This is a genomic window from Billgrantia endophytica (assembly GCF_002879615.1).
GTDB classification, from domain to species: domain Bacteria; phylum Pseudomonadota; class Gammaproteobacteria; order Pseudomonadales; family Halomonadaceae; genus Halomonas; species Halomonas endophytica.
In genome coordinates this window covers 132,939-148,074 of the sequence record NZ_PNRF01000007.1, presented here as the reverse complement: position 1 = coordinate 148,074, position 15,136 = coordinate 132,939, and the positions used below count along the sequence as shown (strand labels likewise).

The window sequence follows — 15,136 nt, the reverse complement described above, 5'->3', positions numbered from 1 at the left end:
ATGACGGACCGTGCGGGTGCACTCGGTTTCGCAGGCTCAACGAGCCGGAAACAGGCTCGTGAGCTTGGTTGCCAGCATGACGTTGCCGGTTGCCTTGAGCTTGCCGGTCATGAAGGCTGTCATGCCGTTGATCTCGCCGTTCATGACACCCTTGAGGGTATCGGTGCTCAGGCTCAGGCTGACCGAAGGGTCGTCGTGCTCGCCTTCCTCGATGGCCAGGCTGCCATCCTTGACCACCAGGTAGTGACTACCGTTGTCGCTGAAGTGAAACTGAAAGACGTCATCCATACCCTCGGCAGCCTGGGGGTCGAAGCGATCCTGGAGTTTGTCGAACGCGTTGTTGGACATGCGAGGCTTTCCTTTGTGATGGGGTCACGGGGGGAGGGCAAGGCCCTGTTATCATCGAGAATATTTTAAACAGGTGTTTTAATCAAGGCCATTGTGCTTGACGCCAAGCGGGGTCAGGATGAGTCGGTCAACAGGGAAACGGGGTAAGTCACGTGAATGAGTGGTTGATGGATATCGGACGTTTCACGGCTCAACTGGTCGTACTGATATTGCTGGTCGGGTTCATGGTCGCCATCTTCACCCGTGCGAAACGCGAAGGTGGCGACCGACTACGGCTGCGTATCGAAGAGCTCAACGATCGCTATGAATATCGCCGGCGACGGCTTGCCCTCGCGGCGAGTGAACCAGGAGCCCGCAAGCGTATCGCCAAGGCATTCCGTCGTGATGACAAGTACCGGGGGCGCCGAGGCAAGAAGGCGGAGCCCGCTGCCATTCGACAGACCGTGTGGGTGCTGGATTTCCATGGTGACATCAAGGCCAGCGGGACGAGGCGGCTGGCAGAGGAGATTTCCGCGATCCTCTCGGCTGCATCGGAGGGGGACGAGGTGGTGGTACGCCTGGAGTCTGCCGGCGGCCTGGTCCATTCCTATGGTCTGGCGGCCGCGCAAATGGATAGGCTGCGTGAAGCCGGCCTGACCACAACGGTGTGTGTCGACAAGGTGGCAGCCAGTGGCGGGTATCTGATGGCTTGCGCGGCCAATCGGCTTCGTGCCGCTCCCTTTGCCGTGCTTGGCTCTATCGGCGTCGTGGCTCAGCTACCCAATGTCCATAAGCTGCTCAAGCGTCACGACATCGACGTGGAGCTGTTGACCGCAGGCGAGTACAAGCGAACCCTGACCGTATTTGGCGAGAACACCGAAGAGGGACGCGAGAAATTCATGGCGGACCTGGAAAACACCCATCTGCTGTTCAAGAACCACGTGGCAGAGCGCCGCCCGGACCTGGATATCGAGACCGTGGCCACCGGCGAGATCTGGTACGGCCGGGATGCCCTGGCGAATGGCCTGATCGATGCCCTGGGGACGAGTGAAGCTTACCTGGTATCGCGCATGGAAGAGGCGCGAGTCGTCAGCGTGCGCCTGGAGCCGCGACATCCGCTGGGTGAACGCCTTGGCATGGCCGTTTCGCAAGGCGTCGCAGGTGGTGTCGAGCGCTTGCTGGAGCGGCTCGATGCAGGCCGCTGGCAGAAACGCTGAAGTGCCACCGGTGGCGAACGGCGAGCTCAGACTTCCTGCAGCCGAACGAGTGCCTCCACCATCTGGCGAGCCTGTTCACCCTGCAAGGAGTAGTAAATGGTCTGGGAGGCCCGCCGTGTCGACACCAGCCCTTCGCGCCGCAATATCGCCAAGTGCTGCGAAAGGGCGGATTGGCTCAGTGACAAACGTTGGTTGAGTTCGGTAACGGAGAGCTCGGTACCGTCGAGAAGGCAAAGGATACGCAGTCGATTGTCGTTGGCCAGTGCCTTGAGCAGTGCAGTGGCCTGGTCGATAGATGCATCGCCTGCCTGCAACAGGAGGGATGCGGCGCTTTGCGAGGTGCTCATGGTGATCTCCCCGTATTGGCTGCCCGGCCGCGTGCTGCGAGCGGCACTGGCGACTTCGAGCAGGCTACCTTGGCCCACGACAGTTTGTTGCTGCCAACGTGTCGCGGGGGGCGATGTTAACGGCAGTGCCCAGCGTGGTCATGGCATTGCTCATTTAGTTAGCATTGATAGTGGCTCATGGACTGCCAAACGTCGAATCAACGTTACGCAATCTGAGTGCTGCTGCTGACGCCCGTTGTCGACAATAGAGGTCCTCATGTCACGTCCGGCACGGTGATTAGCCGATGGTCTGAAGGAAATTCCCAAGAATTTCTCTAAAGTGTCAACAATCGCTTGTAACCTCGATGCTGGGCAGGATCTCAATGACAACTTACAAAACCGAATTTCAACGTTCTATCGACCATCCCGATTCGTTCTGGGCCGACCAGGCTCGTCGTATCCCCTGGTACACGCCGCCAACCACCATTCTTGAATATGATGAACAACATCATGCCCGCTGGTTCTCCGACGGTGAGCTGAATATCTGCCATGCCGCGCTGGATCATCACGTGGAACAGGGGCGGGGCGAGCAACCCGCCATCTTCTGGGACTCGCCTGCCGCCAACAGCAAGCGAACCCTGACCTATCGCGAGATGCGCGACCAGGTGGCACTTTTCGCCGGGGGGTTGAAGGCTCTGGGCGTGGAGAAGGGGGATCGCGTGGTCATCTACATGCCCATGGTGCCCGAGGCGCTGATGGCTATGTACGCCTGCGCGCGATTGGGGGCGGTTCATTCGGTCGTCTTCGGTGGCTTCGCTCCCCACGAGCTGGCGGTGCGTATCGATGATGCCCAGCCCAAGGCAATCGTGGCGGCTTCCTGCGGTATCGAGGTGGATCGCGTCATTCCCTACAAGCCAATCCTCGATGCGGCGATTGCTCAGAGCCAGCACGAGCCCGACGCTTGCGTCATCCTGCAGCGTGAGCAGCACGTTGCCGAATTGAGCGAACGCGACCACGACTGGACAGACCTGGTGGCCAAGGCCGAGCCGGCCGCCTGCGTGCCGGTGAAGGGTACCGATCCTCTTTATGTACTCTATACATCCGGCACTACCGGCAAGCCGAAAGGGGTGGTGCGTGATACCGGAGGCTATGCGGTAGCACTGCATTACTCCATGGAAGCGATCTACGACGTGGCCCCCGGTGATGTCTTCTTCTCCGCATCGGATGTGGGTTGGGTGGTGGGGCACTCCTACATTGTCTACGCTCCGCTATTGCGTGGTTGCACGACAGTGGTCTACGAGGGCAAGCCGGTGAAGACGCCAGACGCCGGTGCATTCTGGCGCCTGATCAGTGAATACCGGGTCAAGAGCTTCTTTACCGCGCCGACCGCCTTTCGCGCGATCAAGAAGGAAGACCCCGACGGCAAGTTGCTCGAGCAGTACGATATCTCCTGCATGAAGGCGCTCTTCCTTGCCGGGGAGCGCCTGGATCCGCCTACCTTCCATTGGCTCGATGACCTTCTGGACGTGCCGGTTCTCGATCACTGGTGGCAGACCGAGACGGGCTGGCCGATTGCGGCCAACCTGCACGGGCTGGACCCCATGCCGACCAAGGCCGGCAGTGCGACGGTCCCGGTCCCCGGTTTCGACGTACAGGTCCTGAACCGTGAGGGTGAGCAGGCCCAACCCATGGAGCAGGGCAGCGTCGTGATCAAGCAGCCCATGCCGCCGGGCTGCCTGGTGGGTGTCTGGGGGGATCCGAAGCGTTTTCACAGCGCCTATATGGCGGCGTATCCCGGTTATTACCTGACGGGTGACGGCGGCTACTTCGATGAGGATGGCTACCTTTTCATCATGGGACGCACCGACGACGTGATCAATATCGCCGGACATCGCCTCTCCACCGGTGAAATGGAAGAGGTCGTGGGCGCCCATGCCGCCGTGGCCGAATGCGCGGTGATTGGTATTCATGATGCCCTGAAGGGTCAGATCCCGGTGGGGTTGGTCATTCCCAAGGATGGTTTCGATGGCGATGAAGTGGCCCTGGAAGACGCGCTGATCGCACTGGTTCGAGAAAAGATCGGGCCGATCGCCTGCTTCAAGCAGGTGCTGGTGGTCAATCGCCTGCCCAAGACCCGCTCCGGCAAGATTCTGCGTAAACTGCTCCGCAACATTGCGGACGGCAAGGAATACGGTGTGCCGTCGACCATCGACGATCCGGCAAGCCTGCAGGACGTGCACGATGCCATGAAGGACCGCTCGGTGGGTGCGGCCCATGAGGCCCGCCAGGTGTGATACCTTCCTGACGCTGGTAACGACGCCGCCCCTCGGGCGGCGTCGTTGCATATGGCGGCTTGGCATTGGCCAGCAGCCCCCGTCACACGTATAATCCGCGCCTTTCGACGACGAGGGTTCCCTCACCCCTCTCTCTGCTTGCAAAAAAAGGACTGATCGATGTTTGTCTTGTCCCCGGAGCAGTACCGGCGCTGCCTCCTGTTGCTGGTGGCTTTCCACATTCTGGTGATTGCAGCCAGTAACTATCTGGTGCAGTTACCGTTCACGCTGTTCGGCTTCCACACCACATGGGGCGCTTTCAGCTTTCCCTTCATTTTCCTGGCCACCGACCTGACGGTGCGATTGTTCGGCAAGGAAGCGGCGCGTGCCATCATCATGCGGGTCATGCTGCCCGCACTGCTGATTTCCTATGTCGTCTCGGTTGTCTTTCCCCGTGGCAACTTTGCGGGAATAGACGCGCTGTCGGAATGGAATCTATTCGTGGCGCGTATCGCAATGGCCAGCTTCCTGGCCTATGGGCTGGGCCAATTGCTGGACGTTCAGGTCTTCGACAGGCTGCGTGGCCTCCGGGGCTGGTGGGTGGCTCCCGCCATCTCTACCGTATTCGGCAACCTGGCCGACACCGGAGCGTTCTTCGCCCTGGCGTTCTATCAGAGCCCTGACCCCTTCATGGCGGCCAACTGGATCGAAATAGCCACGGTCGACTATGTGATAAAGCTGGGGATCAGCCTGATGTTCTTCCTCCCGCTTTACGGTGTGCTGCTAGCCTGGTTGAGCCGCCGCCTGGTCACCCTGACTGGCCAGCATGACCTGGAGCCGGTGAGCTCCTGATTCGAACCCGACATTGGAGGCACGATGACTGTCGCACTCAACCATGTGGATACCGGGGGGCAGGGTGTACCGCTAATCGTGGTCCATGGCCTGCTGGGCAGTGCGGATAACTGGCGCTCTCACGTCAAGCAGTGGCAGGAGCGCTGGCGTGTGGTGGCGGTGGATCTGAGAAACCATGGTCGCTCCCCTCATGTCGAGGGGATGAGCTACACCGAGATGGCCGAGGATCTGCTGGCCCTGATGGACCAGTTGGCCATCGAACGTGCCCATCTGCTGGGTCACTCGATGGGTGGCAAGGTGGTGGTGTCCCTGGCGCTCCTGGCCCCCCGGCGAGTCGCCTCGTTGATCGTGGCCGATATTGCTCCACAAGCCTATGGCCATGATCATGATGCCGTGTTTGCCGGACTTCGGCGACTCCAGGAGGGTCAGCCCGCCAACCGCCGTGAAGCCGACGCACTGCTGGCTGAACATGTCGAGGAGCGCGCCACGAGGCTGTTTCTGGCGACCAACCTGCAGCGTGGCGAGACGGGCGGTCTCGAGCTTCGCATCGGCCTGGATCAGATCGAAGCCGGCTACGACGAGATCATGCGGGCGCCGGCAGGCGAGGGGGCTTTCACTGGTCCGACCCTGGTGCTGCGTGGTGGTCGCTCCCACTACGTGACCGATGACAAGCTGCCAGCCTTGCGTGAAGTACTATCCAACGCCCGGGTACAGACTCTCGAGGAAGCGGGGCACTGGCTCCATGCCGAGCAGCCCGAGGCCTTTCAAGCGGCGGTGAACGACTTCCTGTCGCTCCAGGAGGGTGGCCGGTCGCTCAGTGAATGAGGGCGCCAAGGTCCTTGGCAAGCCGTTCGATGGAGGTGCCGGTCTGTATGATCCCGGCATCCAGCAGATAGCGCTCGAAACGGTGGTAGCGACCCTGGTCCACGGCAGCGGGCCGCAAGGCCAGGCGCGGCAGGATATCCAGCCAGGCAGCATGCATGGCCAGGTCATCCAGGGCCGGCTCGGCGGCTATCAGTAGTTCCCACGCCTGTTCCGGATGATTGAGTATCCATAGCGTGGCCTCTTCGAGGGCGGCGAGCAGGTAGCGGAAGGCATCACGCTTGCCATTGAGATAGTCCCGGTTGGCCATGAGGATCAGCCCATCGTAGCTGGGAATGCCGTACTCCTCGACACGCAGCATGTAAGTGCCAATCCCTTCGTCGGCCAATTGGCGGGGCAACAGATAGCGCTGATTGACCAGGATGCCGTCAATGTTGCCCTCTCTCATGGCGTCAAGCACCGAATAATTGGTGTCCTCGGTTTCCACCAGATCGAGCCCCCCCCCTTCCGACCGCAACAAGCCGGCCAGGAGGATGTCACGCCCATCGATATCGGTATGGCCTATTCGCATCCCTTCCAGCTGGAGTTCGCCCCCTCCGTTCCCGGGCGCCTCGCGCAGCACCAGACCCGCCATTGGTGTGCCGATCAGGGTGGCGACACGGACCAGGGGCAATCCCTTCTCCGCCAACAGGTGCAATTGGGGCTGACGCCCGACGGCCAGGTCGGTTCTGCCCGCTGCGAGCAGTTTGGCGGGCACGTTGGGGTCTGCCGGGCTGATGAGTGTGACATCCAGCCCACGACGCTGGAACATCCCCTTCTCCCGTGCGATCAGCAGGGTGGCGTGCTGTGGATTGAGGTACCAATCGAGCGTGATATCCAGCGACGTCATGGGGGGCGGGGCGATAGGTTCGGCGGGCTCGACGGCAATCGACGGCACATCCGGAGAGAGCGCCTCCGCCATGTCGACAGCCGAGAGTGGGCCGGTGAAGGGGTCGACCGAGAGGAGTTTCCCGAGAAACGACGGACCGGAAACCACCGGTGGCACCTCAACGAGTGGACTGGCCTCGGGGACGATGGCCTCGTCGCCAGGTGGTTCCGCTACAGACAGCGCAGGGGGCACCATGACCTCCGTCTCCAGGGGCAGCGGCGGCGCCACCAGGGCTTCGGCGGGTTCCGAATGGGATTCCGCGAGCAAGAAGACCGGAACCAGCGCGAATGATGCGACCCATAGGGGCAGGACGCGGGCCGTGAACCATCGAATGGGCCTGGCCATGGGAAGGGAGTGTCTCCAGCGGCGATCGTAAGCCATCGGTAAGCCGCCAGTTTAGCCTTCACGGTCTGCCAATGGCCAGCCACGGTGTCACTGTTCCGCCGCCTTGGCCATGCCATAATGCTCTTCTTGCCGTTGCGAGGTCTTGCATGGATACGGTCAACTCCCTTTTTCTGCTTGCCGGCTTTCTGATCGCCTTGAGTATCCTGGCCAGCCGCCTCTCCACCATGATGGGGCTGCCCTTGCTGTTGATTTTCCTGGGGCTTGGCATGTTGGCTGGCGAAGAAGGAGTGTTGGGCATCCAGTTCGACGATTACTCCCTGGCGTTCCTGATCGGGCATCTTGGGCTTGCCATGATCCTGCTCGACGGCGGGCTTCGAACACGGCTGAAGACCTTTCGGGTGGGGTTCAGGCCAGCGCTGTCGCTGGCGACGCTGGGCGTACTCGTCACCAGTACCCTGGTCGGTGTCATCGCCATGTGGATCATGGAACTGACCCTTGTCCAGGGCCTGCTGGTGGGGGCGATAGTCGGCTCAACCGATGCCGCCGCCGTGTTTTCCATGCTCAGCGGCCGGGGAATGCGCCTCAATGAGCGCGTCGGCGCCACCCTCGAGATCGAGTCCGGCACCAACGATCCAATGGCCATCTTTCTGACCCTGCTGCTGATCGAGATATTAGTGGGGGATCTCCAGGACGTATCGTCGACCCTGCTGTTCCTGGTGACGCAGTTTGGCCTCGCCTTTGTCATCGGGTTGGGGGGCGGTTGGCTGAGTGGCAAGGTACTGCGATGGCTGGATCTGGCGCCAGGGCTCTATTCACTGCTGGCCTTGGCCTTGGGGTTCTTCGTATTCGGCTTGACCAGCTTCCTGGGGGGAAGTGGTTTCCTGGCGATCTATCTTACCGGCTTGATGATCGGCAATCAGCCCGGGCGCCACCTCAATTTCATATTACCGGTCCACGATGGCCTGGCCTGGCTGAGCCAGATCGGCTTGTTCCTCGTACTGGGATTGCTGGTCAGCCCTTCAGGCCTGCTGGATTATGCCCTGCCGGCGTCACTCGTTGCCCTGGCGCTGATCTTCGTGGCTCGCCCCTTGGCAGTGCTCGTTACCGTCACACCCTTCTTCAAGTTCCGTTGGCGCGAGATAGTCTTCATTTCCTGGGTGGGGCTGCGGGGAGCGGTTCCCATCGTGCTGGCGATCTTTCCTGTCGTCGGCGGCGTGGAGAATTCTGCCCTCTACTTCAATGTCGCCTTTGCGGTGGTGCTGCTGTCCCTCCTGGTCCAGGGCGGAACGCTACCTTTCATGGCGCGCTGGATGAAGGTCGAGGTCCCCAAGGGGGTGACTCCCAACCATCGTGGGCCACTGGGAATCCTGCCGGAAAACGACTATGAGATGTTCGTCTACAAGGTCGAAAACCAGGAACTCGATGATGTACCGATTCGGTTATTGCGTTTTCCTTCCGGCGCCGTCATTTCGGCTCTGTTCCGCCAGCACGTCATGCTGCATCCCAAGGGCAGCACCCGGCTGAAACTGGGGGACGTGATCTGCGTCATCGGGCGCAGCGATGACTTGCCGGCACTTAACCGCCTGTTCAGCGGCGATGCCAAGCTCAAGCAGGAGCGTGCCTTCTTCGGCACGTTTACCTTCGATGGCGATGTCCTGATGCGGGATGTCGCCAGCGTATACGGCCTGATGTTGAGCCCGGGGGAGAATGACATGACGCTTGCGGAATTCGTCTCTCTCCGTGTGGGTGGACACCCCGTCGTGGGTGATGATGTGGACTGGCACGGTATTCACTGGGTCGTCAGCGAGATGAAGGGCAACACGATCACCCGCGTTGGCCTGCGCCTTTATTGAGGAGCACGGAGGGATATCGGTTCAAGGGCTGGCCAGTCGGCGGTAGTCACGCCTGCTTGCGTACCGTGAATGCCACCTCTACCGAGTTTTCCGGGCTGGCCAGCCATAGCATGCCATCCTGTATGGTGCAGTTCAGGGTCATGCTCTTTGCAGCCAAGGCAGTGAGCTCCTGAACGGATCGCGCATCGATATCCACGACTGTCAGGTTGTCGATGGCGGTGAATTTTCTCGCGTTCTTTTCCCACCACAGGGAGGCACCGTCACCGCTGTAGGTATAGAGTGTCACGTGACGTGCACGGCCACAGGCCTTCCGAACGTCCTTCTCGTCGGGTTGACCCAACTGTATCCAGTGATCGACGGCACCCGTCAGATCCTTGAGCCAGATGTCGGGTTCGTCCTCCGTGCTCAGGCCTCTGCCGAAGGCTAGCGCTTCGCTGGCATGGCGTGCAAAGGCCAGCAGCCGTACCATCATCCGCTCATCCGTTTCCGATGGGTGCCGTGCCACGGTCAATGTGTGCTCGGCATAGTAATGCCTGTCCATGTCGGCGACCTGGAGTTGTGCCTTGTGAATCGTTGCCTTCAGTGCCATCTGCCATGTCACCCGATGTGCTGTAGTGGAAATCGGCATGATGCCATATCGAGGAGCGCAAGGCGGGCTTCTTGTCATGCAGGCTCTCAGCTATCTGGCGAAGCTTTCTTGCTCCCACCTAACCGAACCACTACCTTTTGTTCATGCGGGCTGTCCAATTGTGAGACTCGAACCGCTGGAAGAGGAAGAAAGGAAGCAATGAAGATGAAGCGGGATGCATAACGGTCGATGTTCCCTATGGGGCAGGCCTCATCACCACGGATAGCGGACACGGAGTCATGACATGTTGAAATTTCTGGCGAGTACGGCTGGTATTATCTTCCTGATCGGATTGGCCGTAGTGATTGGCCTTCTGATGCTGATATTCTGAAGCCATGGCTGACCCAGCTGGCAAGGGTTCCCGCCATCGTCTCCTTTGCTTACCGTTGGCGGCATGTCGCTCGGCTGTGCGTTGTTCCTGATGCCAGCCAGCGTGGCCTTCCTGGGATCAAGAGTCTTGGGAAGCCAGCTTGGGAATGAGCGAACGTGGGTGGGGTAGGCAGAAATGAAAAAAGCGCCCACAGGCGTTTGATTCTGAACATGAAGTGGCGGAGGGACAGGGATTCGAACCCTGGGTAGGCTCTCACCTACGCCGGTTTTCAAGACCGGTGCATTCAACCGCTCTGCCATCCCTCCGGCTCACGGAGGCGAATATTACCAGTTATCCTCATGAGGTCAAGGGGTTCCAGGCATCGTCTTCGGAGAGGTCGTCATGACGATAGCCCATGAGAGTCCTCCGGTGCAGCCATGTCCTGCGGTATCGGCGGGATTGGTGCATCAGGGCAAAGTGCTGATGGTACGGCGGCGCAACCCGCCAAACGCGGATAGGCTGGCCATGCCTGGCGGCCGCGTGGCATCCGGAGAGTCGCTATACGCGGCTGCCGTTCGCGAACTGCGCGAGGAAACTGGCGTGGTGGCCGAACCCACGAGGGTTCTGACGGCAATCGATGAGCTTCTCTATGATGAGGCAGGCGGGTTACTGCATCACTATGTGATCGTAGTGGTAGTCTGTCGTTGGATCAGCGGCATGGGTGTGGCAGACGATGATGCCAGCGAAATTCACTGGCTGGACGGGGTAGGGGTGAGAGATGAGCCGACAATCTGTGCCAATGCGCGAAAAATCGCGGCCCGGCTGCTCGAGGAAGGCGGCTCTGCGATGTAAGGGCCGTTGACCCTTTCAGAACGAAGGGGTTGCGTCGGGAACCAACCGACGGCATTCTTGGTCCACTGCCGAGATCATCCAAGATCAACCACAGGGAGCTATGGATCAATGGCCTATCACGATACGCATGTGGCACAGCACACGTCACAGGTAACCAGTACCAACAAGGTGCTGCGCAATACCTACGGCCTGCTGGCCATGACACTGCTGTTCTCCGCTGTGACTGCTGGTGGCGCCATGGCCATGGGCGTCGAGCGGATGAACATCCTCGTCTTCTTCATCGGCGCCTACGGCTTGATGTTCCTGGTGCACAAGACCGCCAACTCCGCGGCTGGCCTGCTGGCGACCTTTGCCTTCACCGGTTTCATGGGCTTTACGCTTGGCCCTATCCTTAGTGCCTACCTCGCATTGCCCAATGGCGCCGCGCTGATCATGAACGCGCTTGCCATGACCGGCCTGACCTTCATTGGTCTTTCCGCCGTGGCGCTGGTGTCCAAGAAGGACTTCAGCTTTCTGGCCAACTTCCTGATGGCTGGAGCCATCGTGCTGATCCTTGCCATGGTGGCGGGCCTGGTCTTCCAGATTCCCACTCTGATGCTGATGGTCTCGGCCGGCTTCGTGCTGTTTGCATCTGCCGCCATCCTCTATCAAACCAGCGAGATCGTGCATCGCGCCGGGGAAACCAACTACATCCTGGCGACCATCACGCTCTACGTCTCCATCTACAACCTGTTCGTCAGCCTGCTTGCGCTGCTCGGTATCATGAGCAACGACTGAATCCGCTTGGTAGGTGCGCACAGGCCCCGCCATGGCGGGGCCTGTGCGTTTTAGTCAACGAAGGGACCAAAGGCCCATGCGTTACGCATTGCTCGTTCAGGGCGCCCCGTACAGTAGCCAGGCTTCCCACTCCGCACTTCGTTTTGCCGCGGCATTGCTGGCTCGGGGGCATAACCTGGAATGCGTTTTCTTCTATCATGATGGTGTCTACAACGCGGCACGACTGGCGGCCCCTCCCCAGGACGAGCCACACTTGATGGACGCCTGGTGCGCTCTGAACACCGAATATGGCACCCGGCTTCAGGTCTGTATCGCCGCGGCGCTCCGCCGCGGATTGCTTGATGAACGTGAGGCCGCTCGCCATGGCAAATCGGGTTACAGCGTGCAGTCGCCTTTCGAGCTGACGGGCCTTGGGCAGCTGATCGATGCGGGGCTGGGCTGTGATCGCCTGGTGACCTTTTCCCCTTGAGAGGGTGGTGATGCAATACCCAACCGTACCCCCTGCTGGCGACGTGCTGGTCATCCTGCGTCATTCACCTCATGGCAGCAGTTGGCTGCGTGAAGGGCTCGATGCGGCCCTCGTGGCGGCTGCCTTCGGTCAGGCTGTCAGCCTGCTGTTCCAGAGCGAAGGGGTGCTGGCCCTGGTCAAGGGGCAGGGGCCAGGGCCGCTTGGTCAGAAAGGCACCTCGGCCACGCTGGACATGCTGGCAATGTATGATATCGAATCGCTGTTCCTGGATGCTGTCGCACTCGCAAGACTGGGCTTTTCCAGTGACGAACTGCAGCTGACGGCCAGGCCGGTCGATCAGGCCGCAACGGCCGAGCTGATTGCCGGGCACCGGCTGGTACTGACTTTCTGAGTCTCCCCGAGACGACAACGGCGAGGTCTTCCATGATCCTGCATATTCTTAATCGTTCTCCCGGTTCCAGCCTTGTCTACCGGGAAGCCCTGGCCGGAATGGGGCCTGAGGACAGGCTGTTGCTGATCGAGGATGGGGTTCAGGGGGCGCTTACCTCGCAGGCACGTCACTTCGAGTCTCTGGGCGGCAGGTTGTTCGCCTTGCGTGAGGACCTGGCGTCCCGCGGGCTCGAGGGACGCTGTGATGCCAGCGTGCAAGTGGTGGATGTGGATGGCTTCGTGGTATTGACCGAGGAAGCCGACAAGACGGTGAGCTGGTTCTGATGGCATCGACCGAGATTGCCCGTTACCTGGAAGTGGAAGGGCGCCAAGTGCCCCTGGACCCGGAAGGCTATCTTGTCGAACTGGATGACTGGACTCCGGCTGTGGCTCGCGCCATGGCAGCCGAGGAAGGCTGCGAACTGACATACGAGCACTGGGAGATCATCGAGGTGCTGCGGAACTTCTATGCACGCTTCGAGACATCACCGGCCATGCGCCCTCTGGTGAAAGCCGTGAGCCAGGCCCTTGGACCCGAGAAGGGCGGTTCGTTGCACCTGATGAAGCTGTTCCCCGACAGTCCTGCCAAGGCAGGAGCTCGGCTAGCGGGGTTGCCGAAGCCCGCCAATTGCCTGTGATGACGGCACCGGTTTCGATGAGAGCCCTGACCTCCGGGGCAGAATCGACGTGAATTTTCTTGCCCATGCCTGGCTGGCGCGCGGTGGCAGCGACGACTTCCTCTACGGCAACCTGATCGCCGATGGGGTCAAGGGAAGCGACCTGTCCGCCTGGCCCGGAGGCGTGGCGAATGGCATTCGGCACCATCGCCGCGTGGATGCCTTCGTCGATGCCCACCAGGTGGTGCGAGGGGCTCGCAGCCGGGCGCCGCGTGAGCTTCGACGCTATTCGGGTATCGCCCTGGATCTGATGTGGGATCATTTCGTTGCCCGTGAACTCGCGCTGGACATGGCCGAGTCCGCCCTGGTGTTGCGTAGCTACCAGTTGCTGGTGCGGCGCCCTGCGCCGGCTCGCCTGGGTGCGATGATGCCGGTACTGGTGGAACAGGACTGGCTGCATCGCTACGTCGATTTCGGTTTCACCTGCCAGGCCGTGCGTGGCATTGGCCGCCGGCTATCGGGCCCCAACCGCCTGGCGGAGCTCGTGCCCTGGCTTGAATCCGACTACGAAAGCCTCTCCGAGGACTTCCAGCGACTCTGGCCGGCGGTTATCGAGGCACTGGAAGTCCAGGATTAGGCGTTGTACGAACTGCCTGTGCTCTGTCATACGGTGTTAAAAATCGGCGCCTTTTCAGACAACGCTTAGTCGACCCTGAGCCATAGACACTCGATGGGATCGCCCGGCTCGATTCGTGTCTCGGGAGGGATGACGGCCAGTGCATCGGCTTCGATACAGGAAGAGAGCACCCCGGAGTTCTGATCGTGAAAGGCATGGGCCACGACCCCCGTTGGGCCGAACTCGAGCGTGACCCGCATGTAGTGGCGCCGAGGCCCTGTTCTGGTGGCAAAGTCCGTCCGGGCGGCAAGCGTCGGCAGATTGGCCAAGGCGGGGCAGCCCAGAAAGGCCCCCATCAGTGGGCGCAGGAAGAGCCAGGCGCCGACGAAGCCCGAGACTGGATTGCCAGGAAGGCCGACAAAGCGCACATCACTACCGTTTGCGCCTGGCAGGCGACCCAAGGCCAGGGGTTTGCCTGGCCGTATGGCCAGGCGCCACAGGTCGAGTTGCCCCAGGGTTTCCAGCGCTGTCCTGACATGATCTTCCTCCCCTACGCTGACACCCCCCGTGGAGATCACGACGTCGACTTCCTGCGCGGCAAGGGCCAGGGTGGCGCAGGTGCCCTGAAAATCATCGGGTACCGAAAGAGCCAGGGTGACATCGGCACCAAATCGTTCCAGCAGGCGCGTGAGCATGGGGCGATTGGAGTTGTAGATCCGGCCCGGTGCCAACGGCTGACCTGGTTCGACGAGTTCATCGCCGGTCGAGAGCAGGGCGACCCTGGGGCGGCGACGCACTGCCACCTCGGTGATGCCCTGGCTGGCAAGGTGGCCTAGCGCTGCGGCCTCCAGGCGTGTTCCAGCATCGAGTAACGGCGAACCGACCCACACGTCACGGCCACGGCAACGAACGTTGTTGCCGATGGGAATGCCTTTCGGGATGAGCGCCGTATCGCCTGCGACCTCGACTTGCTCCTGCATGACCACGCAGTCGGCACCTGGCGGCAGTTCGCCGCCGGTGAAAATGCGGGCGCAATGCTCCCGCTTCAGCGGTCGAGCCGGCGACCCCGCGGTAATGCGCTGGGCTATCGGCAACCGCTTGCCGGCGTCACCATGATGCAGGGCATAGCCATCCATGGCGCTACTGTCGAAGGGCGGCACGTCCATCCGCGCCGTCACCGGCTCGGCCAGCACACGTCCCGCTGCCTGGTGACAGCTCATGGTTTCCGACGCCACTGGGGCCACGCCTTTCAGTAGGGCGACCAGCGCCCTCTCGATGGACTGCAGATCAGTCATACTGGCCTCTTTTGGGCAGAGGGCTCGTGCCGGCTGTGGGCCATCTCACGCATGCTGGCCTCTTTCGGGTATGGCCAGGTTGGCCTGAACTTGTAGAAAGTTACAGGGCTCGTGCCGGCTGTGGGCCATCTCACGCATGTTGGCCTCTCTCGGGTATGGCCAGGTTGGCCTGAACTTGTAGAAAGTTACAGGGCTCGTGC

Annotated in this window: 18 protein-coding genes and 1 tRNA gene; 13 read left to right on the top strand and 6 right to left on the bottom strand. The window is 61.0% G+C overall.

The genetic code is table 11. The features are described 5' to 3' along the window. Positions 1–36: 36 nt before the first annotated feature. Complete coding sequence (locus C1H69_RS02650; RefSeq protein WP_102651860.1) at positions 37–348, bottom strand: SCP2 sterol-binding domain-containing protein; 312 nt, start codon at positions 346–348, stop codon at positions 37–39. 152 nt (positions 349–500) lie between these two features. Between C1H69_RS02650 and sohB the strand changes: the two genes are divergently transcribed. Next, positions 501–1,544 (top strand): protease SohB, encoded by a 1,044-nt coding sequence (gene sohB, locus C1H69_RS02645; protein ID WP_102651859.1) that lies wholly within the window; start codon positions 501–503, stop codon positions 1,542–1,544. 26 nt (positions 1,545–1,570) lie between these two features. Here sohB and C1H69_RS02640 read toward each other — a convergent pair whose 3' ends face one another. Further along, complete coding sequence (locus tag C1H69_RS02640; protein WP_102651858.1) at positions 1,571–1,891, bottom strand: ArsR/SmtB family transcription factor; 321 nt, start codon at positions 1,889–1,891, stop codon at positions 1,571–1,573. A 362-nt stretch (positions 1,892–2,253) separates the two neighbouring features. On the opposite strand from C1H69_RS02640, the gene C1H69_RS02635 reads away from it, so the two are divergent. From C1H69_RS02635 to C1H69_RS02625, 3 genes are all read left to right on the top strand, one after another. After that, the gene (locus tag C1H69_RS02635; RefSeq protein ID WP_102651857.1) at positions 2,254–4,164 is read left to right on the top strand and encodes a propionyl-CoA synthetase; all 1,911 of its coding nucleotides are present in this window, start codon (positions 2,254–2,256) and stop codon (positions 4,162–4,164) included. 159 nt (positions 4,165–4,323) lie between these two features. Further along, positions 4,324–4,995, top strand: a complete 672-nt coding sequence (locus C1H69_RS02630) for a 7-cyano-7-deazaguanine/7-aminomethyl-7-deazaguanine transporter (protein ID WP_102651856.1) — start codon at positions 4,324–4,326, stop codon at positions 4,993–4,995. A 24-nt stretch (positions 4,996–5,019) separates the two neighbouring features. After that, positions 5,020–5,820 carry an alpha/beta fold hydrolase gene (locus C1H69_RS02625; protein WP_102651855.1) on the top strand — a complete coding sequence of 267 codons (801 nt, stop codon included), beginning with the start codon at positions 5,020–5,022 and terminating at the stop codon, positions 5,818–5,820. On the opposite strand, the gene C1H69_RS02620 is transcribed toward C1H69_RS02625, so the two are convergent. Continuing rightward, positions 5,810–7,090 (bottom strand): ABC transporter substrate-binding protein, encoded by a 1,281-nt coding sequence (locus C1H69_RS02620; protein WP_165789404.1) that lies wholly within the window; start codon positions 7,088–7,090, stop codon positions 5,810–5,812. The two genes, C1H69_RS02625 and C1H69_RS02620, sit on opposite strands and share 11 nt — an antisense overlap. 146 nt (positions 7,091–7,236) lie before the next feature. Here C1H69_RS02620 and C1H69_RS02615 point away from each other — a divergent pair, with 146 nt between their 5' ends. Beyond that, positions 7,237–8,943 carry a potassium/proton antiporter gene (locus C1H69_RS02615; protein ID WP_102651853.1) on the top strand — a complete coding sequence of 569 codons (1,707 nt, stop codon included), beginning with the start codon at positions 7,237–7,239 and terminating at the stop codon, positions 8,941–8,943. Between the two features lie 46 nt (positions 8,944–8,989). On the opposite strand, the gene C1H69_RS02610 is transcribed toward C1H69_RS02615, so the two are convergent. Continuing rightward, positions 8,990–9,532 carry a YaeQ family protein gene (locus C1H69_RS02610; RefSeq protein WP_102651852.1) on the bottom strand — a complete coding sequence of 181 codons (543 nt, stop codon included), beginning with the start codon at positions 9,530–9,532 and terminating at the stop codon, positions 8,990–8,992. Positions 9,533–9,815: 283 nt separating this feature from the next. Between C1H69_RS02610 and C1H69_RS24690 the strand changes: the two genes are divergently transcribed. Next, complete coding sequence (locus C1H69_RS24690) at positions 9,816–9,902, top strand: small membrane protein YohP (RefSeq protein ID WP_479688536.1); 87 nt, start codon at positions 9,816–9,818, stop codon at positions 9,900–9,902. Between the two features lie 215 nt (positions 9,903–10,117). Here the strand turns inward: C1H69_RS24690 and C1H69_RS02605 are convergent. Then, positions 10,118–10,207: transfer RNA gene (locus tag C1H69_RS02605), tRNA-Ser, on the bottom strand. 76 nt (positions 10,208–10,283) lie between these two features. On the opposite strand from C1H69_RS02605, the gene C1H69_RS02600 reads away from it, so the two are divergent. From C1H69_RS02600 to C1H69_RS02570, 7 genes are all read left to right on the top strand, one after another. Beyond that, positions 10,284–10,733, top strand: coding sequence for an NUDIX hydrolase (locus C1H69_RS02600; protein ID WP_102651851.1), 450 nt, complete (start codon positions 10,284–10,286; stop codon positions 10,731–10,733). 108 nt (positions 10,734–10,841) lie between these two features. Continuing rightward, positions 10,842–11,510, top strand: coding sequence for a Bax inhibitor-1/YccA family protein (locus C1H69_RS02595; protein WP_102651850.1), 669 nt, complete (start codon positions 10,842–10,844; stop codon positions 11,508–11,510). Positions 11,511–11,586: 76 nt separating this feature from the next. After that, positions 11,587–11,979, top strand: coding sequence for a sulfurtransferase complex subunit TusD (tusD, locus tag C1H69_RS02590; RefSeq protein WP_102651849.1), 393 nt, complete (start codon positions 11,587–11,589; stop codon positions 11,977–11,979). Between the two features lie 10 nt (positions 11,980–11,989). Beyond that, on the top strand, positions 11,990–12,370 hold the full coding sequence (gene tusC / locus C1H69_RS02585; RefSeq protein ID WP_102651848.1) for a sulfurtransferase complex subunit TusC: 381 nt from the start codon (positions 11,990–11,992) through the stop codon (positions 12,368–12,370). A gap of 32 nt (positions 12,371–12,402) precedes the next feature. Further along, positions 12,403–12,693: a sulfurtransferase complex subunit TusB gene (gene tusB / locus C1H69_RS02580; RefSeq protein WP_102651847.1), complete on the top strand. Its 291-nt coding sequence runs from the start codon at positions 12,403–12,405 to the stop codon at positions 12,691–12,693. Continuing rightward, on the top strand, positions 12,693–13,046 hold the full coding sequence (locus C1H69_RS02575) for a TusE/DsrC/DsvC family sulfur relay protein (protein WP_102651846.1): 354 nt from the start codon (positions 12,693–12,695) through the stop codon (positions 13,044–13,046). The genes tusB and C1H69_RS02575 overlap by 1 nt, the downstream gene beginning before the upstream one ends. Before the next feature lie 49 nt (positions 13,047–13,095). Next, complete coding sequence (locus C1H69_RS02570; RefSeq protein WP_102651845.1) at positions 13,096–13,662, top strand: acyl carrier protein phosphodiesterase; 567 nt, start codon at positions 13,096–13,098, stop codon at positions 13,660–13,662. Between the two features lie 65 nt (positions 13,663–13,727). Here C1H69_RS02570 and C1H69_RS02565 read toward each other — a convergent pair whose 3' ends face one another. After that, the gene (locus C1H69_RS02565; protein ID WP_102651844.1) at positions 13,728–14,936 is read right to left on the bottom strand and encodes a molybdopterin molybdotransferase MoeA; all 1,209 of its coding nucleotides are present in this window, start codon (positions 14,934–14,936) and stop codon (positions 13,728–13,730) included. Between the last annotated feature and the right edge of the window lie 200 nt (positions 14,937–15,136).